General features: G+C 74.7%; 20 protein-coding genes and 1 pseudogene. 10 read left to right on the top strand and 11 right to left on the bottom strand.

What is annotated here, in order from left to right; translation table 11 throughout:
• Window positions 1–106: 106 nt before the first annotated feature.
• On the bottom strand, window positions 107–640 hold the full coding sequence (locus J116_RS03285; protein ID WP_023590781.1) for a GNAT family N-acetyltransferase: 534 nt from the start codon (window positions 638–640) through the stop codon (window positions 107–109).
• A 136-nt stretch (window positions 641–776) separates the two neighbouring features.
• Window positions 777–1,931: a glycerate kinase gene (locus J116_RS03290; protein WP_028964713.1), complete on the bottom strand. Its 1,155-nt coding sequence runs from the start codon at window positions 1,929–1,931 to the stop codon at window positions 777–779.
• Window positions 1,932–2,043: 112 nt separating this feature from the next.
• Between J116_RS03290 and J116_RS03295 the strand changes: the two genes are divergently transcribed.
• The gene (locus J116_RS03295; RefSeq protein ID WP_023590779.1) at window positions 2,044–3,759 is read left to right on the top strand and encodes a BCCT family transporter; all 1,716 of its coding nucleotides are present in this window, start codon (window positions 2,044–2,046) and stop codon (window positions 3,757–3,759) included.
• A gap of 142 nt (window positions 3,760–3,901) precedes the next feature.
• Entirely contained in the window at window positions 3,902–4,393 is a 492-nt protein-coding gene (locus J116_RS03300) for an NUDIX domain-containing protein (protein ID WP_023590778.1), read from the top strand.
• A 198-nt stretch (window positions 4,394–4,591) separates the two neighbouring features.
• Here the strand turns inward: J116_RS03300 and J116_RS03305 are convergent, their stop codons facing one another.
• Window positions 4,592–4,792, bottom strand: coding sequence for a type II toxin-antitoxin system VapB family antitoxin (locus tag J116_RS03305; protein ID WP_023590777.1), 201 nt, complete (start codon window positions 4,790–4,792; stop codon window positions 4,592–4,594).
• A 70-nt stretch (window positions 4,793–4,862) separates the two neighbouring features.
• On the opposite strand from J116_RS03305, the gene J116_RS03310 reads away from it, so the two are divergent.
• Window positions 4,863–5,594, top strand: a complete 732-nt coding sequence (locus J116_RS03310; RefSeq protein WP_023590776.1) for an SIR2 family NAD-dependent protein deacylase — start codon at window positions 4,863–4,865, stop codon at window positions 5,592–5,594.
• On the opposite strand, the gene J116_RS03315 is transcribed toward J116_RS03310, so the two are convergent.
• The 3 genes from J116_RS03315 to J116_RS03325 all read right to left on the bottom strand — a co-directional run bounded on the left by J116_RS03315 (window position 5,591) and on the right by J116_RS03325 (window position 8,422).
• Entirely contained in the window at window positions 5,591–6,085 is a 495-nt protein-coding gene (locus tag J116_RS03315; protein ID WP_023590775.1) for a methylated-DNA--[protein]-cysteine S-methyltransferase, read from the bottom strand. The two genes, J116_RS03310 and J116_RS03315, sit on opposite strands and share 4 nt — an antisense overlap.
• A gap of 17 nt (window positions 6,086–6,102) precedes the next feature.
• Window positions 6,103–7,581, bottom strand: coding sequence for an AlkA N-terminal domain-containing protein (locus tag J116_RS03320; protein ID WP_023590774.1), 1,479 nt, complete (start codon window positions 7,579–7,581; stop codon window positions 6,103–6,105).
• A 271-nt stretch (window positions 7,582–7,852) separates the two neighbouring features.
• Entirely contained in the window at window positions 7,853–8,422 is a 570-nt protein-coding gene (locus J116_RS03325) for an NAD(P)H-dependent oxidoreductase (RefSeq protein WP_023590773.1), read from the bottom strand.
• Window positions 8,423–8,541: 119 nt separating this feature from the next.
• On the opposite strand from J116_RS03325, the gene J116_RS03330 reads away from it, so the two are divergent.
• The 7 genes from J116_RS03330 to J116_RS03360 all read left to right on the top strand — a co-directional run bounded on the left by J116_RS03330 (window position 8,542) and on the right by J116_RS03360 (window position 16,068).
• Complete coding sequence (locus J116_RS03330) at window positions 8,542–9,177, top strand: TetR/AcrR family transcriptional regulator (protein ID WP_028964712.1); 636 nt, start codon at window positions 8,542–8,544, stop codon at window positions 9,175–9,177.
• A 147-nt stretch (window positions 9,178–9,324) separates the two neighbouring features.
• Entirely contained in the window at window positions 9,325–10,080 is a 756-nt protein-coding gene (locus J116_RS03335; RefSeq protein ID WP_023590771.1) for a (Fe-S)-binding protein, read from the top strand.
• Window positions 10,077–11,549 (top strand): lactate utilization protein B, encoded by a 1,473-nt coding sequence (locus J116_RS03340; protein WP_023590770.1) that lies wholly within the window; start codon window positions 10,077–10,079, stop codon window positions 11,547–11,549. The genes J116_RS03335 and J116_RS03340 overlap by 4 nt, the downstream gene beginning before the upstream one ends.
• 62 nt (window positions 11,550–11,611) lie before the next feature.
• Window positions 11,612–12,382, top strand: coding sequence for a LutC/YkgG family protein (locus J116_RS03345; protein WP_023590769.1), 771 nt, complete (start codon window positions 11,612–11,614; stop codon window positions 12,380–12,382).
• 151 nt (window positions 12,383–12,533) lie between these two features.
• On the top strand, window positions 12,534–12,758 hold the full coding sequence (locus J116_RS03350; protein ID WP_023590768.1) for a hypothetical protein: 225 nt from the start codon (window positions 12,534–12,536) through the stop codon (window positions 12,756–12,758).
• Window positions 12,759–12,770: 12 nt separating this feature from the next.
• Entirely contained in the window at window positions 12,771–13,535 is a 765-nt protein-coding gene (locus J116_RS03355) for an outer membrane protein assembly factor BamB family protein (protein ID WP_023590767.1), read from the top strand.
• A 76-nt stretch (window positions 13,536–13,611) separates the two neighbouring features.
• Complete coding sequence (locus tag J116_RS03360) at window positions 13,612–16,068, top strand: WD40/YVTN/BNR-like repeat-containing protein (RefSeq protein WP_023590766.1); 2,457 nt, start codon at window positions 13,612–13,614, stop codon at window positions 16,066–16,068.
• Window positions 16,069–16,186: 118 nt separating this feature from the next.
• Here J116_RS03360 and J116_RS03365 read toward each other — a convergent pair whose 3' ends face one another.
• From J116_RS03365 to J116_RS03385, 5 genes and pseudogenes are all read right to left on the bottom strand, one after another.
• Window positions 16,187–16,795, bottom strand: a complete 609-nt coding sequence (locus J116_RS03365; protein WP_051203986.1) for a DedA family protein — start codon at window positions 16,793–16,795, stop codon at window positions 16,187–16,189.
• Window positions 16,796–16,897: 102 nt separating this feature from the next.
• Window positions 16,898–17,695 carry a thioesterase II family protein gene (locus J116_RS03370; protein WP_023590764.1) on the bottom strand — a complete coding sequence of 266 codons (798 nt, stop codon included), beginning with the start codon at window positions 17,693–17,695 and terminating at the stop codon, window positions 16,898–16,900.
• Window positions 17,696–17,873: 178 nt separating this feature from the next.
• Entirely contained in the window at window positions 17,874–18,893 is a 1,020-nt protein-coding gene (locus tag J116_RS03375) for a hemolysin family protein (RefSeq protein ID WP_023590763.1), read from the bottom strand.
• On the bottom strand, window positions 18,890–20,212 hold the full coding sequence (locus tag J116_RS03380; RefSeq protein WP_023590762.1) for a hemolysin family protein: 1,323 nt from the start codon (window positions 20,210–20,212) through the stop codon (window positions 18,890–18,892). The genes J116_RS03375 and J116_RS03380 overlap by 4 nt, the downstream gene beginning before the upstream one ends.
• Before the next feature lie 262 nt (window positions 20,213–20,474).
• Window positions 20,475–20,724 (bottom strand): annotated as a pseudogene (locus J116_RS03385) (CNNM domain-containing protein); the annotation flags it as partial.
• Window positions 20,725–21,247: the final 523 nt, after the last annotated feature.

The raw sequence follows: 21,247 nt of genomic DNA on the forward strand, positions 1-21,247 counted from the left end.
GATGACACGGCGAGGGGCCCGGGTGCGAAACGCACCCGGGCCCCTCGCCGTATCCGGGGCCCACGCTCCCGGGCCCCCCTCGTACGCGGTCGGCTCGGCCCGCGCGTCAGCCGAGGGCCTTGTAGTAGTACGTGGTGGGGCGGGGCTCCCCCGCCGGGTCGGCGGCGTACCCGGGGATCGTCCCGGCCCTGGTCCACCCGGCGGAGCGGTAGAGGCCCTCGGCGGGGCTGCCGGTCTCCGTGTCGAGGACCAGCAGGGTCAGCCCGGCGGCTGCCGCGCCCGCCTCGGCGGCGGCCAGCAGCCTCCGCCCGAGCCCGCGGCCCCGTGCGGCGGAGTGGACCAGGAGCTTGGCGATGTCGCCGCGGTGCCGCTGGTTCGGCGCGGTGGCCCGTACGAGCGTCACGACGCCCAGGAGGGCGCTGCGGGCCCCGTACGCCGCCCAGACGGTCCGTACGCCCCGCTCGGCCTCCTCGGCGGCCCCGCGCCACCAGTCGGCGGCGTCGCCGGCGCCCAGCGGCGCCAGGAAGCCGACGGACGCGCCGCCGTCCACGGCGTCCCGGAGCAGCGCCCCGAGCCCGGGCGCCGAGGCGCGGACGCGCGCGCCGTCGAGGGTCTCGATGCTGAGGGTGTCCATGTTCATGGACGCATCGTCGCAGCGGTGTGTTGCGCCCCTGTGACGGAGGTGTCGCGACCGGGCGGGCAGGAAGGTGAGAAAGCGAAGCCGGGCGGCGGGGCGCCGGGCGGTACGGCCGCCCCCGCCCGTCCGGCGTCGGCTCCTACAGCAGGAAGTCGCGGGCGATGTTCGCCGCCGTGCGCTCCAGGAGGGGGCCCGCCTCCGCGATGCACTTGGCCGGGTCCGGCTCCAGGTCCGTCAGGGGGTACGCGCGGCGGATGCCCGCGCGGCCCAGGGCCTCCGGCGGCAGCGCCAGGCGGCCGCACACCGCGACGACCTCCACGCCCGCCGCGCGGGCCGCCGCCGCAACACCCGCCGGGGCCTTGCCGTGCAGGGTCTGCCGGTCCAGCGAGCCCTCGCCGGTGATCACCAGCGTGGCCCGGCCGAGGGCCTCGGTGAAGCCCAGGATGTCCAGCATCAGCTCGATGCCGGGCCGGAAGCCCGCCCCGAGACCGACCAGCGCGCCGTACCCGATGCCGCCCGCCCCGCCCGCGCCCGGGGACAGCGCGGCCTCGGCGGCGCGCGGGCCGACGGCCTTCTCCAGCACCTCCACGTACCGCGTGAGCGCCGCGTCGAGGACCTCCACGTCCTCGGGCGTGGCGCCCTTCTGCGGGCCGAACACCGCCGGGGCGCCCTTCGGGCCCGTCAGCGGGTTGTCCACGTCGCTCGCCAGCACCAGCTCCACGTCCGCGAACCGCGGGTCGAGGCCCGACAGGTCGGCCGTCGCCAGGTCGCGCAGCCCGCCGCCGCCCGGCCCCACGGGCTGGCCGTCCGCGTCGAGGAACCGCGCGCCGAGCGCCGCGAGCATCCCGGCGCCGCCGTCCGTGGTGGCGCTGCCGCCGACGCCGAACACGAGGGTGCGGGCGCCCGCGTCGAGCGCGGCGCGCAGCAGCTCCCCGGAGCCGTACGTGGTGGCCGTGAGCGGCGCGAACACGCCGTCGGGCAGCAGCTGGAGGCCGGACGCCTCCGCCATCTCCACGACCGCTGTAGCGTCGCGCAGGGCGAACGCCGCCGTGACGGGCTCGCCGAGGGGGCCGGTCACCCGGACCTCGCGGCGTTCGAACCCGGCCGCGACCGCCGCCGCGACCGTGCCGTCGCCGCCGTCCGCGACCGGCAGGGCCTCCACCCCGACACCGGGGACGACGTGCCGGAGCCCCGCCGTGACCCGCTCCGCGACCTGTACGGCCGTGAGGGACCCCTTGAACTTGTCGGCCGCGACGAGCACGCGCGCGGCCTCAGTAACTGCTCCGTCCGTCACCCTTGCATCCCTTGCTATCGAACAGGCAGTCGCGCCAGGGCGACCCTATCCGGAGCGCCGGACGGCGTGCCACCCCTCCAGGACCCGCATCCCCGGACCATAGTGTGGCGTCATGAGCACGGAACCGATGGATCAGTCCCCGCCCGGCGCTCCCCCGGGCACCTCAGCGGAACCCTCGCCGGACCGCATCCTGGTGACGATCGGCTTCACCGCCGTTCTCGCCGTCGTGCTGTGGGCCTGGCTGGGCAAGGACTCCTTCGACAGCGCGTCGTCGACGAGCCTGTCCTGGGTGCTGGACAACTTCGGCTGGCTGTTCGTGGTGGCCGCCGACGTGTTCCTCGTCCTGTGCCTGGTGATCGCCCTCAGCCGGTTCGGCCGCATCCGGCTGGGCAAGGACGACTCGGAGCCCGAGTTCGGGAACCTGGCGTGGATCGCGATGATGTTCAGCGCCGGCATGGGCATCGGCCTGATGTTCTACGGCGTCGGGGAGCCGCTCACCCACTATCTGACCCCGCCCCCGGCGACCGGGGTGCGGGCGGAGTCGTCCGAGGCGGCCCGCGCGGCGATGGAGTACTCGTTCTTCCACTGGACGCTCACCCCGTGGGCGATCTACGGAATCGCCGGGCTGGCCCTGGCGTACGCGGGCTTCCGCAAGGGACGCGGCAACCGGCTGAGCGCGGCGTTCGTACCGCTGATCGGAGCGCGCCGCGCGGGGTCCTGGCCGGGCCGGCTGATCGATCTGCTGGCGGTGTTCGCCACGGTGTTCGGCACGGCGACCAGCCTGGGCCTGGGCGCGCTCCAGGTGGCGGAGGGCCTGGACCTGACCACGGGGCTGACGGCGACGCGTACGAGCCAGCTGGTGATCATCGCGGTGCTGTCGGCGGCGTTCGTGCTGTCGGCGTTCTCCGGGCTGCACCGGGGCATCAAGTGGCTGTCCACGCTGAACATCACGCTCGCGGCGCTGCTGATGGTGTTCGTGTTCCTGGTCGGGCCGACGGTGTACATCCTCGACTCGATCCCCGCGTCGGTCGGCGGCTATCTCCAGAACCTGCTGCCGATGGCGTCGCGTACGGGCGCGTTCTCGGACCACTCGTGGCTGGGCGCCTGGACGATCTTCTACTGGGCGTGGTGGCTGTCGTGGGCGCCGTTCGTGGGCACGTTCATCGCCCGGATCTCCCACGGCCGGACGATCCGCGAGTTCCTCATCGGCGTGCTGCTGGTGCCGAGCGGTGCCACGGTCGTCTGGTTCTGCGTGATGGGCGGCTCGGCGCTGCGGCTCCAGTCGACGGGCGCGGCGGACCTGGCTGGCGCCGTGGCGGACGGGGCGGAGGCGTCGCTGTTCGCGATGCTGGACGCGCTGCCGCTGGGCGTGATCACGTCGTTCGTGGCGATGGTGCTCGTGATGACGTACTTCATCACCAGCGCCGACTCGGCGTCGCTGGTGATGGGCTCGCTGACCAGCCGGGGCGCGCTGCACCCGCCCACGTGGCTGGTGGTCGGCTGGGGTGTGCTGATGGCGTCGGTCGCCGCGGTGCTGCTGGTCGTGGGCGGGCTGAACTCGCTCCAGACGGCGACGATCCTGGTGGCGCTGCCGTTCGTGGTGGTGATGCTGTGCCTGTGCTGGGCGCTGCTGAAGGAGCTGCGGGAGGACCCGGGCGCCGGGCTGGTGCGGCACCCGGCGCTGCACGGTCTGCGGGACGTCGTACGGATCATGGTCGGCGACGCGGTGACGGAGCAGTCGCCGTCGCGGCACCACCGGCTGCGACGCGCGGCACGGGCCCGCAGCGAGTCGGAGGACGACACCGGCCAGGGCGAAGGACCGGCGTGACTCACGGGGCGGCGCCCCCGGTGCGGCCGGGGAGCGCCGCCCCGGCGCCGGTGACGGCGGGCGGGCGCGGGCCCGGCGCCTGAAGGCGGTGCGCTCCGGCGGGTGACTGACGGTCAGCCGGGGCACCCTCTACGCTGGCCGGGTGACGACCACCGACTACGCCATGTACATCGCCGGTCTGCCGCGGGTCCTCGCGGGCGCGGCCATGCTGTTCCGGGACGGCGGGGGCCGCGTCCTTGTCGTGGAGCCCAACTACCGCGAGGGGTGGACGCTTCCCGGCGGGACGATCGAGTCCGACGAGGGGGAGACGCCACGTCAGGCGGCCCGCAGGGAGACGCTGGAGGAGATCGGTCTCGACGTGGCGCCGGGTCGGCTCCTGGCCGTCGACTGGGTGCTGGGCACGGCCCGCCCGCCGCTGGTGGCGTACGTGTACGACGGCGGCGTGCTGGACGACGCGGTGTTCGGCGCGATCCGGCTCCAGGAGGCGGAGCTGCTGTCGTGGAAGCTGATCACCCGCGACGAGATCCCGGCGTACCTCCCGGGCAGCCTGGGCCCCCGTGTCCAGGCCGCCCTGGAGTCCCTGGACACGGGCCGGGGCCCGGCAGAACTGGAGAACGGCCTCCCGGCACGGTGAAGGCGCCCGCGCGGGCGGGCGTGGCCGCCGTCGTCGCAGTCCACTGCGCGGCGCCGACGGCCGGCAGGGTCGCCCGCGCGGCCGACCCGGCCGCCCACGGTCTGCGGCACGGTGATCCCGGCGGGGCGGGCGGGCTGCTGCGGCCGGCCCTGTTCGGGCTGTTCGCCGCGGTCACCGCGCCGTGGCTGCGTCGGGGGCTCAGCCCTGGTCCTGGGGCTCGGGGCGGTGGGGGCGGTGGAGTTCGTCCTCGCGGGGGACGACGCGGGCCTCGGTGCGGTGGCCGCGCTGAATGTAGTCGCGGACGACCAGCTCGACGGCGTCCTGCGGGTTGCCGACGCCCGACAGGACCATGACTTCCACGACGAGTTCGGCGTCGAGCGCGATGTTCACCTTGGCCATGGGCCGGACCCTACAGCGCCGGACGTAAATCCGTTCGCGAGTCACCGGAATCGGCTCGTAGGCTCGGCGTATGACGATGGTCGCGATTCTCAGCGGTGCCGGAATCTCCACTGACTCGGGGATCAGTGACTACCGGGGGCCGGACGGCCTGTGGCGGCGCGACCCGGAGGCCCAGAAGCTGGTCACCTACGCGTACTACATGGGCGACCCGGACATCCGCCGCCGCTCGTGGCGGATGCGGCTGGACGGGCCGGTGCTGCGGGCCCGGCCGAACGCCGCGCACCTGGCGGTGACGGAGCTGGAGCGGACGCCCGGGTTCGCCGTGCGGGTGCTGACGCAGAACGTGGACGGGCTGCACCAGATGGCCGGGATGCCCGACCGGAAGGTCCTCGAACTGCACGGCACCGCGCGGGCCGTCGTGTGCACCGGCTGCCGCGCCCGGTCCTCGATGGAGGAGGCGCTGGAGCGGGTGGTGGCGGGCGAGGACGACCCGCCGTGCCGGGCGTGCGGCGGGGTCCTGAAGTCGGCGACGGTGATGTTCGGGGAGCGGCTGGACCCGGTGGTGCTGGGCGAGGCCATGGGGATCGCCAAGGCGTGCGAGGTGTTCGTGGCAGTCGGCTCGTCGCTCCAGGTCCAGCCCGCCGCGTCGCTGGCGGGCATCGCCGCCGAGCACGGGGCGCGGCTCGTCATCGTGAACGCCGAGCCGACCCCGTACGACGAGCTCGCCGACGAGGTCGTGCGCGAGCCGATCGGCACGGCGCTGCCCGCCCTGCTGGAACGGCTGCGCGACGGCGCGGTCTAGAACAGCGCCCCGGCGGTCGCGCCGCTTTCGAAGGTGAGCAGGCTGCGCTTGCGGTCCAGGCCGCCGCCGTAGCCGGTGAGGCCGCCGCTCGCGCCGATGACGCGGTGGCAGGGGATGATGATCCCGATCGGGTTGCGGCCGTTGGCGAGGCCGACCGCGCGGGACGCGGTGGGCTGCCCGAGCGCGGCGGCCAGCTCGCCGTACGTGCGCGTCTCGCCGTACGGGATGGTCCGCAGCAGCTGCCAGACGCTGCGCTGGAACGGGGTTCCGGCCAGGTGCAGGGGCAGGTCGAACTCGGTCAGCTCGCGCGCGTGGTACGCGTCGAGCTGGCGGACGGCCTCGCGGAAGGGGCGCGGGTCGGGCTCGCCGAAGGTCTCCTCCGGCGGCCGGTAGCGCTGGCCGGCCATGTACAGCCCGCTGAGGACGCCGTCGGTGGCGACGAGGGTGAGCGGGCCGTAGGGACTGTCGACGATCGTGTGCTGCCGGTTCATGGCGGGACTTCCTCGGCTCAGGCGGGGAGGTGGTTGATGGGGTGGCTGTCGGTGGCCCACAGGTACTGCACGGCGTAGGCGCGCCAGGGACGCCAGGCGGCCGCGCGGGCGGTGAGGGCGGCGGGGGTGGACGGCAGGCCGAGCCCCGCGGCGGCGCGGCGGACGCCGAGGTCGGTGGGGAGGAACGCGTCCGGGTCGCCGAGCGCGCGCATGGCGATGATCTCGACGGTCCAGGGGCCGAAGCCGGGCAGGGCGAGCAGTCCGGCGCGGGCGTCGTCCCAGTCGCTGTCCAGGCCCAGCTTGACGGTGCCGTCCGCGAGCGCGGCGACCAGCGTGGTGAGCGTGGCGCGGCGGCTGCGCGGCAGGGCGAGGGCCTCCGGGTCGAGCGAGGCGAGCGCCTCGGGGGTGGGGAACAGATGGGTGAGGCCGCCGCCGGGGTCGTCGACGGGGGTGCCGTGCGCGGTGACGAGGCGCCCGGCGTGGGTGCGGGCGGCGGCCGTGGAGACCTGCTGGCCCAGCACGGCGCGTACGGCGAACTCGGCCGCGTCCACGGTGCGGGGCACACGGCGGCCGGGGGCGCTGGTGACGTGCGGGGCGAGGAGGGGGTCGGCGCCCAGCTGCCCGTCCACGGCGACCGGGTCGGCGTCGAGGTCGAGGAGCCAGCGGCAGCGGCTGATGGCGTGCGCCAGGTCGCGCAGGTCGGTGAGGTGGAGGCGGCAGGCGATGTGGTCGGTGGCCGGGGCGAGGGTGGCGATGCCGTGCCCGTACGGGAGGGCGAGGGTGCGCCGGTACGCGCCGTCGCGCCACTCCTCGACGCCCGGGACGGCGGTCGCGGCGAGGTGGCCGAACAGGTTCGAGGGGTTGAGGGGCGTGCGGTACGGCAGCCGCAGCGCGATCACGCCAGGGCTGGGGGCCGCCGGGGCGCCCCGGGTTCCGGCGGCGCGGGCGCGCAGTTCGCCGGGCGCGAGGGCGAACACCTCGCGGACGGTCTCGTTGAAGGCCCGTACGGAGGAGAAGCCCGCGGCGAACGCGACGTCGGCCATCGGCAGGGCGGTGGTCTCGATGAGCACCCGGGCCGTCTGGGCGCGCTGGGCGCGGGCGAGGGCGAGGGGCCCGGCGCCGAGTTCGGCGAGGAGCTGCCGTTCGATCTGGCGGGTGGAGTAGCCGAGGCGCGCGGCGAGGCCGGGGACGCCCTCGCGGTCCACCACCCCGTCGCGGATGAGGCGCATCGCGCGGGCGACCGTGTCGGCGCGCACGTCCCACTCGGGTGAGCCGGGGCTCGTGTCGGGGCGGCAGCGCTTGCAGGCGCGGAAACCCGCCTGCTGGCAGGCGGCGGCGCTCGGGTAGAACACCATGTTCTCCGGCTTGGGCGGCACGACCGGGCAGCTGGGGCGGCAGTAGATCCGGGTCGTGAGGACGGCGGTGAAGAACCAGCCGTCGAAGCGGGCGTCCTTCGACTGGACGGCCCGCACGCAGCGCTCGGTGTCGGTGTGCATGCCTCCAGCATGGTGCAGGCGGAGGCGCCCCCGCTGGCGGAAATCCGACATGAGCCTCGCTCTGCCAGCGGGTGGGTGTACCGCCGGACGACTGTACGAGGCCGGGGGCCCCGCTCACGGCGGCGCGTCGCGTAAGGCGGCGTGGGGGCGTACGGGCGGCGTGGTCGCGTACGGCGGCGTCGGGCTTCGGCGGTGTGCGCGTACGGCGACGGCCGCCCTGCCGGGAGGGGCGGGGCGGCCGTCGTCGTGGGAAAAGGGGGGTACGGGCCGGTCAGGCGGTGACCTCGGCGGGGGCGGCCACGGCCTCGGAGACGTGCTGGAGAACGGCGGACAGGCCCGTGATGACCTCGGCGTCCTCCGACGGGTGGGCCTCGGCGAAGCGGGTCACCGAGCCGGGGATGGCCAGCTCGACGGAGTCCAGCACACGGGCTCCGGCCACGCCGAGCGCCTTGCGGGCCTCGGTCTGCGCCCACACGCCGCCGTACTGGCCGAAGGCGGTGCCGATCACGGCGACCGGCTTGCCCGTCAGGGCACCGGCGCCGTAGGGACGGGACAGCCAGTCGATGGCGTTCTTCAGCACGGCCGGCATGGTGCCGTTGTACTCGGGCGTGAACACCAGCACGGCGTCGGCCTCCGCCGCGGCGGCGCGCATCTTCACGGCGGTCTCGGGCGCGCCCGCCTCCGTGTCGATGTCCTCGTTGTAGAAGGGAACCTCTGCCAGGCCCTCGTACAGCTCCACGGTGACGCCCTCGGGGGCGAGACCGACGGCCGCCTCGGCGAGCTGGCGGTTGTGGGAACCGGCGCGGAGGCTGCCGACGAGCGCGAGGATACGAGCGGACATGGTGACTCCTGAAGGGAAAGTGGCCGAGAGGACAAATAACCGGACCGGGGTCCGTTTAAAGTTGTATCAGTTAACCGGACCGCGGTCCACTTTCATTCCCGAGACGTTAGGCTCTTTCCATGACCTCCCCGCCCCCGCACGGACGCATGGAGCTGTCGCTCACCCCCGTCGAGGCGCCCCCGCAGCTGCGCGCGGACGCCGCCCGCAACCGCGCCCGCCTCCTGGAGGCCGCCGCGCGGCTCGCCGCCGAGCAGGGCGCGGCCAACCTGACCATGGAGGCCGTGGCGTGCGCCGCGCAGGTCGGCAAGGGCACGGTGTTCCGCCGCTTCGGCGACCGCTCCGGACTGCTGCTGGCGCTCCTCGACCACCAGGAGCAGCGGTTCCAGGGGTCGTTCATGTCCGGGCCCGCCCCGCTCGGGCCGGGCGCGGACGCCGGGGAGCGGCTGCACGCGTTCGGCCCGGCCGCCCTGCGCCACGAGGACGAGCACCGTGACCTGTACCTGGCGGCGGCGCAGCTCGACCCGGTGCGGCGGCACACCGTACCGGCCCGGCGCGTCCGGCTCACGCACCTGGCGGCGCTGCTGCGGCAGGCGGGCACCGACGCCGACCCCGAGCTGGCCGCGCAGACCCTGCTGGGCTACCTCGACCCGGGCCTGGTGCACCACCTGCTGACCGGGCTCGGGATGCCGCTGAGCCGGGTGGAGGCGGGCTGGCACGACCTCGTGTCGCGGATGCTGCCGCGGGGCGGTCGCTGAGCGGGGCCTTGGCCTTGGTCCACGGCGGGTGACCCTGCCGCACCCGGTGGTCCCGGTACTACGATCCGTCAGGTGATCGCGCCACCCGGCTCCGGGGCGGCGGACCGGGGCCGCGGCCGCCCGACCGGCCGGGGAGGGAGGACGGGCATGCGCGTGGCGCTCTTCGTCACCTGCGTCAACGACGCGCTGTACCCGCGCACCGGCGTGGCGACCGTGCGGCTGCTGGAGCGGCTCGGGGTGACGGTCGAGTTCCCCGCCGCGCAGAGCTGCTGCGGCCAGCCCGCGTACAACACCGGCTACCGGCACGAGACAGAGCCGCTGGTGCGCCGCTTCGACCGGGCGTTCCGCGCGTACGAGTACGTCGTCACCCCGTCCGGCTCGTGCGCCGCGATGGTGCGCGACGCCTACCCGCGCCTCGGCGCGAAGGCCGCCGCCGAGGGCCGGGGCACCGAACTGGCGGAGGCGGCGGCGCGGGCGGCCCCGAGGACGTACGAGCTGACCGAGTTCCTCGTGGACGTCCTCGGCGTGACCGACGTCGGCGCGTACTTCCCGCACACCGTCACCTACCACCCCACCTGCCACGGCCTGCGCGCGCTGGGCCTGGGCGACCGCCCGCGCCGCCTCCTCGCCCACGTCAGGGGCCTGGAGCTGCGGGAACTGGACGGCGCCGAGGAGTGCTGCGGCTTCGGCGGGACGTTCGCGGTCAAGAACCCGGACGTGTCCGCCGCGATGGGCGCCGACAAGGCGCGGGCCGTCGAGGCGACCGGCGCCGACGCCGTGTGCGCCCTCGACAACTCGTGCCTCGCGCACATCGGCGGCACCCTCGCCCGGCGCGGCTCGCGGGTGCGGCCCGTGCACCTCGCGGAGATCCTGGCCGCCACCGAGGAGGAGCCGTACACATGAGCGGTACGTACCTGGGCATGCCGGCCTTCCCGGAGGCCGCGCACGACGCCGTGCGGAACCCCACACTGCGCCGCAACCTGCGCCACGCCACCCACACGATCCGCGACAAGCGGGCCCGCGCCGTCGCCGAACTGGAGGACTGGGCCGGGCTGCGCGCCGCCGCCAAGGCGATCAAGGACCGGACGCTGCGCCACCTCGACCACTACCTGGTGCGCCTGGAGCAGGCGGTCACCGCGGCGGGCGGCACCGTCCACTGGGCCGCCGACGCCGCCGAGGCGAACCGGATCGTCACCGCACTCGTCAAGGCGACCGGGGAGAGCGAGGTCGTCAAGGTCAAGTCGATGGCCACGCAGGAGACCGGGCTCAACGAGGCGCTGGAGGCCGAGGGCATCCGCGCGTACGAGACGGACCTCGCGGAACTGATCGTGCAGCTCGGAGACGACCGGCCGACCCACATCCTCGTCCCGGCGATCCACCGCAACCGGGGCGAGATCCGCGACATCTTCGCCGAGCGCATGGGCCGTTGGGGCCGCCCCGCGCCCGACGGTCTCACGGACCGCCCGGCCGACCTCGCGGAGGCGGCGCGGCTGCATCTGCGGGAGAAGTTCCTGCGCGCGAAGGTCGGCGTCTCGGGTGCGAACTTCATGGTCGCGGAGACCGGCACGCTGGTGGTGGTCGAGTCGGAGGGCAACGGGCGGATGTGCCTGACGCTCCCCGAGACGCTGATCTCCGTCGTCGGCATCGAGAAGGTCGTCCCGACCTGGCGCGACCTGGAGGTGTTCCTCCAGGTCCTCCCCCGCTCCTCGACGGCCGAGCGGATGAACCCGTACACGTCGATGTGGACCGGCACGACCGACGGGGACGGGCCGCGCGCCTTCCACCTGGTGCTGCTGGACAACGGCCGCAGCGACACGCTCGCCGACGAGGTGGGGCGGCAGGCGCTGCGCTGCATCCGCTGCTCGGCCTGCCTGAACGTGTGCCCGGTGTACGAGCGGGCCGGCGGCCACGCGTACGGCTCCGTCTACCCGGGCCCCATCGGCGCGATCCTCACCCCGCAGCTGCGCGGCACCGGCAGCGGACTCGACGCGTCGCTGCCGTACGCGTCGTCGCTGTGCGGTGCCTGCTACGAGGTGTGCCCGGTCGCCATCGACATCCCCGAGGTGCTGGTGCACCTGAGGGAGCGGGTGGTGCAGGGCGGCGAGGCGACGCGGAACGGGGTGCGGGTCAGGCTGCGCCCGGCGAAGGGGCACGCGGCCGAGCGGGCGGCGATGCGCGCGGCGCGGTGGGCGCTGGACCACCCGGCGGCGCTGCGGGCCGGTCAGCGGCTGGCGGCGCGGACGCGGCGGCTGCACCCGAGGCGTCTGCCGGGACCCGGCCGGGCCTGGTCGGACACGCGGGACCTGCCGGAGGTGCCCGCCGAGTCGTTCCGGGACTGGTGGCAGCGGACGCGGGGAGGCGAGGCGCGGTGAACGGCGGTGGCGGGGGCGGTGTGGGTGCTGGTGCGGTGGGCGGCGCCGCGGGTGGTGGTCCGGTGGGCGGGGGCGGCCCTGCGGGCGGGAGCCGGGACCGGGTGCTGGCGCGGGTGCGGCGGGCCCTGGCGGACGTGCCGCGCGGGGAACGGCCGTCGGACGTGCCGGTGGAGCGGTCCTACCTGCGGACGCACGGGCGGCGGACGGCCGAGGAGACGGTGGCCCTCCTCGCGGAGAACCTCGCCGACTACCGGGCGGTCGTCCACCGGACCACGGAGGACGGCGTCCGGGACCTGTTGATGGTGCTGCTGGCGCGACGCGGCTCGAGGTCCGTACTGGTGCCGCCGTCGCTGCCGCCGCACTGGCTGGCCGCCGCCGACCCGACCCGGGTCCACGACCGGGCGGCGTGCACCACCCGGCAGCTCGACGCGGCGGACAGCGTGGTCACCGGCTGCGCGCTGGCCATCGCCGAGACGGGCACGATCGTGCTGGACGGCGGGCCCGAGCAGGGCAGGCGGCGGATCACGCTCGTGCCGGACCACCACATCTGCGTCGTACGGGTCCCTGACCAGGTCGTCGCGTCCGTGCCGCAGGCCCTGGAGCGGCTGGACCCGCGCCGCCCGCTGACGTGGATCTCGGGGCCCTCCGCGACCAGCGACATCGAGCTGGACCGGGTCGAGGGCGTGCACGGCCCGCGCACGCTGGAGGTGGTCCTGCTGGAGACCGACCGCGACGGCGAGACCGACCGCGAAGGTGAGCCCGGTGGCGACGGCGGGGACGAGGACGACCACGACCGCGGTGGCCGCGACGGCCCGCCGTACGCGGACGGTTGAAGCCGCCAAGGTTGAACGGGCAACGGGCGGTGGGGCGATGGGGCTCCGGCGCGGGGATGCGGGGCGTGGGGCGCGGGAGGACGATGGTGGTGTGAGGCGCGAACGGCGGTGTGCCCGCGCCTCCTCCTCCCCTCCTCCCCGGGGGCTCGTGATGTTCCAGCTGTTCCGCAATCTCAGTTCGACCGACCTGGCGGTACGTCAGTTCCCGGTCCTCGCGCTCTCCTTCGTGCTGGCGAGCCTGTTCTACAGGTTCGGCAGCTTCGCCCTGGAGGCGGTGGCGTTCCTGGCCACGTGGTTCGTCCTGGACGCGGTCGTGGAGGGCGTACGGCGGGTGCGCGACCGGCGGTGGAAGGTCCGCCCGCAGCAGGGCGCGTAGAGCGGGCCGGTGATGGCGGCGGGCATTCCGCGCGGCGTGGTCGGCGCGGACGGCCGGCGAGCGGTCGTCCACGACCGGCACGGCACGCTGATCGCGCTCGACACGCGGACGGGCACGGTGCTGTGGCGCCGCGGCCGGCGACTGCGGCCGTGCGCCCTGACGGACGGGGCGGTCGTCGCCGTACGGCTGGGCGGGGCACCGGAGGCGTACGGGCAGGGCGGTGCGGGGGCGGCGGGGCCGGTGACCGTCGTGGTGCTCGACGCCGATGAGGGCACCGAGCGGTGGGAGTCGCCGCCGCTGGACCTGCCGTCCTGGGCGCGGCCCTCGCTGGTGGACACGCCCGTGTTCACGCTGGCCGCCGAGGCGGCGGGCGGCGGGCGGGCTGTGGTCCTGCGGTGGGCGGCGCGCGACCGGTACGAGGGCGGCGCGCCGCCCGGCCCCGGCACCCCGGAGGACACCGTGCGGGAGGCGCGCGGCGCGGTGCGCGTGGACCTGGCCGGGCCGTCGCCGGCCGCGCTGCCCGCGCCGCCCGGGCCGGTCGAGGAGGCGGGCGAGCCGGGGACGGTGGCGGAGTCCCCGCACGGTGCCGGGCCGCTCGGCCGCGACGTGCTGGAGGCGGGACGGGTCGGCGTACGGCGGGTGGAGCTGGCCGTACGGCGCGGGGCGGCGACGGACGCGCTGGTGCTGCGGGCGGTGGACCCGGGGGCGGACGCGCCCGCCTGGGAGGTGGTGCTGGACGAGGGGCCGCGCAGGCCACCGCCACCGCCCCGCCCGTAACCCCGGCACGCAGGCCACGGCCGGAAGCCCGTGACCGGGAGAACAGCAGACCGGCTCGCGAGGAGAGCGGATCGCCATGACCACCTCGGACGAAGAACTGGCCCGCGCCAAGAACATCGGAGTCGACCAGGTGGCGCTGCTGCGGGAGGCCCGCGGCACCACCAACGAGACGCTCGCGGAGATGCCCGAGGGCGCGCTGCGGAAGGCACTGGTCCGCATCGACCACCCCGACATGCCCACCGAACGCGGGATGTTCCGCCTCGAACAGCTCCGGGACGACGCCGGGAACGTGCCCGAGCACGCCCTGGAGACGGCCCTCGGGCAGGTGTGGACGGCCGTCCGCTCCAGCCCGCCCTCCCCCGTGACGGCCGGGGTCCCCACCCTCCAGGACGCGATCGGCACCCGGTCCGGGCCCGCGCCGACCGCCGGTATGACGATGACCGCCTGGGAGTGGCTGGGCCCCGGCAACATCGGCGGCCGCACCCGCGGGCTGGTCGTCGACCCCGACGATCCGGACCGGATGTGGGCGGCGAGCGCCGGAGGCGGGGTGTGGCACACGGCCGACGGCGGGGCCCGGTGGGCGCCCGTGGACGACTTCCTCGGCAACCTCGCCTGCGCGTGCGTCGCCATGGACCCGGCCGACCACAGCCGCCTGTACGTCGGTACGGGCGAGGGCTTCTCCAACGGCGACGCGCTGCGCGGCAGCGGGATCTTCACCACCGCCGACACGGTGACCTGGGTGCCGCTGCCCGCGACGCAGACACCCGACTTCCACTATGTGAGCCGCATCGCCGTGTCCTCGACCGGCGAGGTGCTGCTCGCGGCGACCGACACGGGACTCCACCGCTGCGACGACCCGGCCCGCGCCACCTGGCGGCGGGTCCTCGGCGTGCCGGTCGGCGACGTGCGGTTCGACCCGGGCGACGACCTGCGCGCCGTCGCGGGAGCGCTGCGGGACGGCGAGGCCTGGTACACGCGGGACGGCGGCCTGACGTGGACGCCCGCCACGCGCGGCCCGTGGGGCGGACGGGTGGAGCTGGCGTACGCGGCGCGCACGGCGGAGGTCGTGTACGCGTCGGTGCAGGCGACGGACGGCGAGATCTGGCGCTCGGACGACGGCGGCGAGTCGTACCAGCGGCGCAAGACGCTCGCCCCCGACGGCGGGAAGGCGGAGTACCTGGCCACGCAGGGCTGGTACGACAACGCCGTCTGGGCCGGCGACCCGACCGACGAAAACCTGCTCGTCGTGGGCGGCATCAACCTGTGGCGCAGCACCGACGGCGGGGACCGGCTGAAGGAGATCAGCACCTGGTGGGACGGGCGGTCCGTGCACGCCGACCACCACGCGATCGTCTCGCACCCCGGCTACGACGGGACGGGCAACCGGACGGTGTTCTTCGGCAACGACGGCGGCGTGTTCAAGGCGGCCGACCTCGCGGCCGTCGGCACGGACCCGAGGCCGCCGTACGTGACGGGCTGGACGGAACTGGTCAACAACTACGGCGCCACCCAGTTCTACGGCGGCGCGGGGAACGTCACCACCGGCACGATCGTCGGCGGCACGCAGGACAACGGGACCATCGCCGTCGATCCGGCCGACGGCAGCGAGTCGTGGCGGAGCATCTTCGGCGGGGACGGCGGCTGGTGCGCCGCCGACCCGACCGACCCGGACGTCTTCTACGGCGAGTACGTCCGGCTCGCCATCCACCGCTCCACGGACGGCGCGACGACGGACGGGGAGTCGGCGGGCGTGCCGTGGTACGAGCGGTACATCGACGGGCACGTGCTGAACCCGGTGGACAACACCTGGCAGTGGAAGCCGGTGCCGTACCGCATCCCGGACGCCATGACGGGCAGCGCCCTGTTCATCGCCCCGTTCGTCCTCGACCCGAACGCCCCGCGGCGCCTCCTCGCCGGTGGCACGTCGCTGTGGCGCACGGATGACGCCAAGGCGCCCAACACCCTGTCCACGGGCCCGAAGTGGCGGGCGATCAAGCCTCCGGCGGGGCGGCCCATCAGCGCGATCGCGGTGGCGCCCGGCCACCCGGAGGTGATCTGGGTGGGCCACGCGGACGGCCGGGTGTTCCGCACGGGCGACGGCACGGCGCCCACGCCGTCCTGGGACCGCGTCGGCGTGACCGGACCGCGCCCGCTGGAACCGGCCCGGTACTGCATGTGCCTGACCGCGCACCCCGACGACCCGGACACCGTGTACGCCACCTTCGGCGGGTACGTGCGGGGCAACGTGTGGGTGACCAGGGACGGCGGCGCCCGGTGGGAGAACCTGGGCTCCGCGCTGCCCGCCGCGCCCGTACGGGCGCTGGCCGTGCACCCGCACCGCACCGCCTGCCTGTACTGCGGGACGGAGGTGGGCCTGTTCGCCAGCGAGGACGACGGGCTCACCTGGTCGCCGACGAACGAGGGCCCGACGAACTGCTCGGTGGACGACCTGTTCTGGATGGACACGACCCTGGTGTGCGTGACGCACGGCCGCGGCATGTTCCGCATCGACCTGTCGGGCGCCGTCGGATGAGGCCCGCGCCGGTAATCCGGGTGCGGTGGCGACGGCTTCCGGTGTCAGAGCGGTGAAGGGAGCGCACCCCACGAACCGTCACACGCACCCGGTCCGTGTCCGACCTTCCCCCGGACCCTCACCGCGCCGCTCGGTCGAGGCGGCGGCCCGACCAGCGCTGCACGCCCAGGGCGACCGACGCCACCAGTAACGAGACCGCCGGACCGACCAGCAGCGGAGCCGGACCGAAGCCCGCGACCAACTGCCCGCCGAGGTAGCCGAGACCCACGGTGTACGAGACGAACAGGGTCTCGGCTATGCCCGCGCCGACCAGGTAGCCGCGGAGCGGAAAGCCCACCACCCCCGCGGTGAGCCCGCCCACGCCCCGCCCCGTGGGCACGAAGCGCACCGCGATGACCGCGGGTATGCCATACCGGTGTATCCGGCCGCTGACCCACTCCAGCATCCAGCGGCGCCGGGCGTTTCGCGACAGCCACTCCAGCGCCCGGCCCCTCGACCGGCGCCCCACCGAGAACACGACGAGGTCGCCCAGGACGGCGCTGGCCAGGGGGATGAGCACCAGCAGGGGCAGGCTCAGACCACCGGCCGCCGCGAGGGCGCCCGCCCCGGCGAGCAGCGCGGAGTTGGGCACCAGCGGTGGCGCGATGGCGAGAGCGAGCAGCACGTAGAACCAGTACGAGCAGTCCATGCCGACCAACTCCTCGGGTTCCCGTGCCGTCACCTGCATACGAACGCTGGCAGGTGTGGCGCCAGGGTGCAACCGTCCACGGGGCGGCCCGGGGAAATCTCGGAGGTGACCCCTGGGTGACGCGGAGGTTCGGCCCGGGGGTCACCCGAAGAACGAACCCCCGCCCATCCCGGAGGGGCCCAGCCTCCTCGCGGCATGGGCGAGTTGGCCGAGGGTGCCGGTGAGGATCGAGACGAGGGGGTCCAGGTCCTCCTCGAAGTAGAAGTGCCCGCCCTCGACGGTGCGGATCTCGGCGCCACCGTCGGTGTAGTCCTTCCACAGCGCCAGGTCGCCGGTCGGGACCGAGGGGTCGTCCTCACCGCCGATCGCGACGAGCGGGCAGGTCAGCGGCGCCCCGGCCGTGTACCGGTACCGTTCGACCAGCCGCAGGTCGCCGCTGATCACCGGGTACGCGAGCTGCCACAGCTCCTCGTCGGCCTCCAGCGCCCGCGCGCCCTCGCCCCCCAGCTCCCGGAGGTACGCGCGCACCTCGTCCTCGTCGTACCGCACGCCGCGCGGCAGGCGCTCGGCGGGGGCCTTGCAGGCGGAGACGAACAGCGCGGTGAGCGGAGAGGGGAAGCGGGGCCGCAGCCGCCGCGCCGCCTCGAACGCCACCACGGCGCCCATGCTGTGCCCGAGGAACGCGGTGGGCCGGTCGAAGGGCGTGCCGAGGCCCCGTACGACCTCTTCGGCGAGCGCCTCCACCGAGGCGGGCATGGGGTCGCCGTAGCGGTCCTGGCGGCCGGGATACTGGACGGCCCGCACCTCGATCCACTCCGGCAGCCGGTGCGCCAGCCGGTGGAAGGCGCTGGCGGCTCCTCCGCCATGGGGAAAACAGTAGAGCCGCACGGCGGCGTCCGGTCGTGCCACGAAACAACGGAACGGGCTCGTCAGAGTCATCGTCCCTATCCCCCCCTGCCCTCACGGCTCCAGTCCGGCCCTCTCCACGGCGCCCGCCGACGCGGAAGCCGAGCGCCCGGCGGCCGACACCCGGGCACAACGATCGCCCCCACCCTGCACCACCCGCCCACCCTCGCGCCACACGCCGTCCACGGGCGCCACGGTGGTGCCGGGGCTGTCAGGCGGTCTGCGGGCCCATGATCCGGACCAGGAGGTCGTCCAGACTGACGAGGCCGGTGAGCCGGCCGTGGTCGTCGCGGACGAGGGCGAGGGAAGCGCGGCGGCGGCGGAGGTGCTCGATGGCGTCGGAGACCGTGTCCGTACCGGCCAGTTCCGGCACCGGGCGGGCGAGGGCCGCGGCGGTCAGGTTCCTGCCGCGGGTGCGGGCGACGAGAACGTCACGGGCGTGCACCGAGCCGAGGACGCGGTCGCCGTCCCGCACGAGGAGGCGGGAGCGGTCGGCGTCGGACGCCTGGGCGAGGACGGCGTCGAGTCCGGCCCCCGCGTCGACGGCGACGATGTCGGCGGCCGGGGTCTGGACCTCGGCGACGGGGGTCTGCGGCTCGGTGAGGGAGCGGGTGATGAGCTGGGAGTCGGTCTTGTTGATCAGGCCGAGGCGTTCGGACTCCTCCACCAGGTGGGTGAGCTGCTCGCGGTTGTGGACGGCGGCGAGTTCGTCGCGGGGCTGGACGCGGCACATGCGGACGAGCGCGTTGCTGACCTTGTTGAGCAGCCAGATCAGCGGGCGGACGGCCTTGACCAGGGCCCGGAACGGCGGCGTGAGCAGCATCGCGGAGCGCTCCGGGTGGGCGATGGCCCAGGACTTGGGGGCCATCTCGCCCAGGACCATGTGGAGGAAGACCACGACGGTCATGGCGACGGCGAACGCGATGCCGTAGCTGAGCGCTTCGGGCAGCCCGAGCCGGACGAGCAGCGGATCGAGTTCGTGGGAGATGGCGGGCTTGGAGATGGCGCCGAGACCGAGGGTGCACAGGGTGATGCCGAGCTGGGCACCGGCGAGCATCAGGGACAGCTCCCGCATGCCGGCGAGCGCCGCCTTGGCGCCGCGCTGCCCGTCCGCGACGGCCTTCTCGATGCGGTGGCGCTTGGCCGCGACGAGCGCGAACTCGGCGGCGACGAAGAAGCCGCTGCCGATGAGGAGCAGAACGGTGATGAACAGGGCCATGGGGAAGCTCATGCCGGGACCTCCTCGTCGTTGGCGGTCGGCTGGACGCCTTCGATGCGGACCCGTCCGGGTACGTGGCGGTCGAGGGTGAGGACGTCGATGCGGACGCCGTCGACGGTGAGGCTGTCCCCGATGGTCGGGAAGCGGCCGAGGCGGTCGATGATCAGACCGGCGACGGTGTCGTAGTCGTCGTCCTCGGGCAGGGTGACGCCGGTGGCGTCCTCGATCTCGTCGAGGCGTCGGCCCGCGTCGACGCGCCAGCCGGTCCCGTCGGGAACGGCGAGTACGACGACCGTGTCGCTCTCGTCGGCGATGTCGCCGACCAGTTCCTCCGCGATGTCCTCGTACGTGACGATGCCGGCGACACCGCCGTGCTCGTCCAGGACGACGGCGAACTCGTCGTCGGCCTCCCGCATCCGCGCGACGGCCTGGGGCAGCGGCAGCGTGTCGGGCAGCAGCAGGGGCGCGCGGTCGGCCTGTGCCGCGGTGAGGGTGTCGAACCGGTCGGCGGGCAGGCGGGCGAGGTCGCGCACGCCGAGGACACCGGCGATGTCGTCCGGGTGGTCGCCGAGGACGGGGTAGTTGGAGTGCCCGTGCCGCGCGATCAGCTCGACGGCCTCGGTGAGCGTGGCCTCCCTGCGGACGAAGACGGCGTTGGCGCGCGGCACCATCACCTCGTCCAGGGTCCGCTCGGAGAACTCCAGTGCGTGGTCGAGGAGCTCGGCCGTGTCGGCGGGGAGCTGGCCCTGCTCGTGGGACTCGCCGATGAGGTGGCTGAGCTCCTCCAGGGTGGCGCCGTGGTGCAGTTCCTCGACGGGTTCGATGCCGACCTTGCGCAGCAGCCTGTTCGCGGCCCCGTCGAAGACCCGGACGACGGGCCCGACGACCTTCAGGTAGACGAGGGTGGAGGAGGCCAGCGACTTGGCGAGCCGCTCGGGCACGGCGAGCGCGAGGTTCTTCGGCGCCAGCTCGCCCAGGACCATCTGGAGGACGGTGGCGATCACGAAGGCGAGGACCACGGAGATCACCGACACCGCTCCGTCCGACAGCCCCGTCCCGCCCAGCGCGGGCTTCAGAAGCGCGGAGACGGACGGCTCGGCGAGGAAGCCGACGACGAGGCCGGTGACCGTGATGCCGAGCTGGGCGCCGGAGAGCATGAAGGAGAGGCGCTCGAGGACCTTCAGCGCACGCGCGGCCCGCTTGTCACCGGCCTCCGCCTCACGGGCGAGGGCGATCCGGTCGGCGGCGACGTAGGCGAACTCCTGGGCCACGAAGTACCCGGTGCCGGCGGTCAGCACGAGGACGGCCAGCAGGCCGAGAGCGGCGTTCATCGGCTGTCGCATCCCTTCGGGCGGACGGGACGCGTCGTTCTGGCGGACAAGCAGGGCTCCTTCGCGGGGCGGTGGTCGTTTCGAGTATCGGCGGGTACGCCCCGCACGGCGCGGGCACGGCGCGCCAGGGACAGGGGCAAGGTCTGGGGCGGGGCGAGGAGGCAGGGCCCGCAGGAACCGGGCCCAGGAGGTCACTCGGTGGCGGCGGACGCCACCAGCTGGAGTGCGGTCATCGCGCCGCTCCGGCGCCCTGGGGCTCCATGGCACGGGCGGGCTCGGCGAGCGTACCGATCATCCAGGAGGTGACGGTGATGCCGGGCTGGGCGACCGGAGAGCCGCACCGTCAGCCGGCGGACGGCGCGCAGCGCCCTCTCGACTCCGCGCTGCCCGGTCTCGGCGGCCCGCTCCAGCTCGCGGCGCCCGACGGGGGCGAGGGAGAACTCGGCCGCCACGAAGACGGCACACGCGAGGGTCAGCGCGAGCGCGGGCAGGAGAAGGAGCGCCTCGGTCACCGTGCCGGCCCCGCTCCCCGGCTCGGTGCGTCAGGGCAGGCGGTGGCACGGCTCGTACTGGGAGGCTCGCCCATTGCGGGTCGCTCACTCCTTCTCGTTCCGGGACGGGAGATCCGGGCGGGATCGGGCCGGCGGGAACACGGCCTTCTACACCACTGTAAAGGAAAGGCAATCCCCGATCGAGAGCCGCCTCCCGGCGCATGCCGCCGACCCGCCCGCCGACGCGCGGGGCAGCGAGCCGCAGAGGGCGACGGCGGCCCCGGCGGTGGCCGTCCCCGCCAGGACTGCCGCGCGCCGGGCCAGGAACGCGTCGGGGCCGCGCACAAGGTCAGGAACACGTCTGGGCCCAGGCCCTGCCCGGTGGCGGCGACTCCGTCCCGCCGAGGTCCGGTGGCCCCGCGAAGGCCGGGAGGCCGGCATCCGTCGTGTGTGCCGGAGCCACCTGGAACCAGGAGCCCTGGGGCTTCACACGGGTGCGGCGATGCCACCACCCGACACCGGCCCCGCACCAGCCCGACCGCCG

Origin of the sequence: Streptomyces thermolilacinus SPC6 (assembly GCF_000478605.2) — a bacterium.
Lineage (GTDB): Bacteria > Actinomycetota > Actinomycetes > Streptomycetales > Streptomycetaceae > Streptomyces > Streptomyces thermolilacinus.

Coding starts and splice junctions, on each gene's coding strand:
- J116_RS03285 (WP_023590781.1), bottom strand. CDS start 640: ATGAACATGGACACCCTCAGCATCGAGACCCTCGACGGCGCGCGCGTC.
- J116_RS03295 (WP_023590779.1), top strand. CDS start 2,044: ATGAGCACGGAACCGATGGATCAGTCCCCGCCCGGCGCTCCCCCGGGC.
- J116_RS03305 (WP_023590777.1), bottom strand. CDS start 4,792: ATGGCCAAGGTGAACATCGCGCTCGACGCCGAACTCGTCGTGGAAGTC.
- J116_RS03310 (WP_023590776.1), top strand. CDS start 4,863: ATGACGATGGTCGCGATTCTCAGCGGTGCCGGAATCTCCACTGACTCG.
- J116_RS03315 (WP_023590775.1), bottom strand. CDS start 6,085: ATGAACCGGCAGCACACGATCGTCGACAGTCCCTACGGCCCGCTCACC.
- J116_RS03320 (WP_023590774.1), bottom strand. CDS start 7,581: ATGCACACCGACACCGAGCGCTGCGTGCGGGCCGTCCAGTCGAAGGAC.
- J116_RS03325 (WP_023590773.1), bottom strand. CDS start 8,422: ATGTCCGCTCGTATCCTCGCGCTCGTCGGCAGCCTCCGCGCCGGTTCC.
- J116_RS03330 (WP_028964712.1), top strand. CDS start 8,542: ATGACCTCCCCGCCCCCGCACGGACGCATGGAGCTGTCGCTCACCCCC.
- J116_RS03335 (WP_023590771.1), top strand. CDS start 9,325: ATGCGCGTGGCGCTCTTCGTCACCTGCGTCAACGACGCGCTGTACCCG.
- J116_RS03340 (WP_023590770.1), top strand. CDS start 10,077: ATGAGCGGTACGTACCTGGGCATGCCGGCCTTCCCGGAGGCCGCGCAC.
- J116_RS03350 (WP_023590768.1), top strand. CDS start 12,534: ATGTTCCAGCTGTTCCGCAATCTCAGTTCGACCGACCTGGCGGTACGT.
- J116_RS03355 (WP_023590767.1), top strand. CDS start 12,771: ATGGCGGCGGGCATTCCGCGCGGCGTGGTCGGCGCGGACGGCCGGCGA.
- J116_RS03360 (WP_023590766.1), top strand. CDS start 13,612: ATGACCACCTCGGACGAAGAACTGGCCCGCGCCAAGAACATCGGAGTC.
- J116_RS03365 (WP_051203986.1), bottom strand. CDS start 16,795: ATGCAGGTGACGGCACGGGAACCCGAGGAGTTGGTCGGCATGGACTGC.
- J116_RS03370 (WP_023590764.1), bottom strand. CDS start 17,695: ATGACTCTGACGAGCCCGTTCCGTTGTTTCGTGGCACGACCGGACGCC.
- J116_RS03375 (WP_023590763.1), bottom strand. CDS start 18,893: ATGAGCTTCCCCATGGCCCTGTTCATCACCGTTCTGCTCCTCATCGGC.
- J116_RS03380 (WP_023590762.1), bottom strand. CDS start 20,212: ATGAACGCCGCTCTCGGCCTGCTGGCCGTCCTCGTGCTGACCGCCGGC.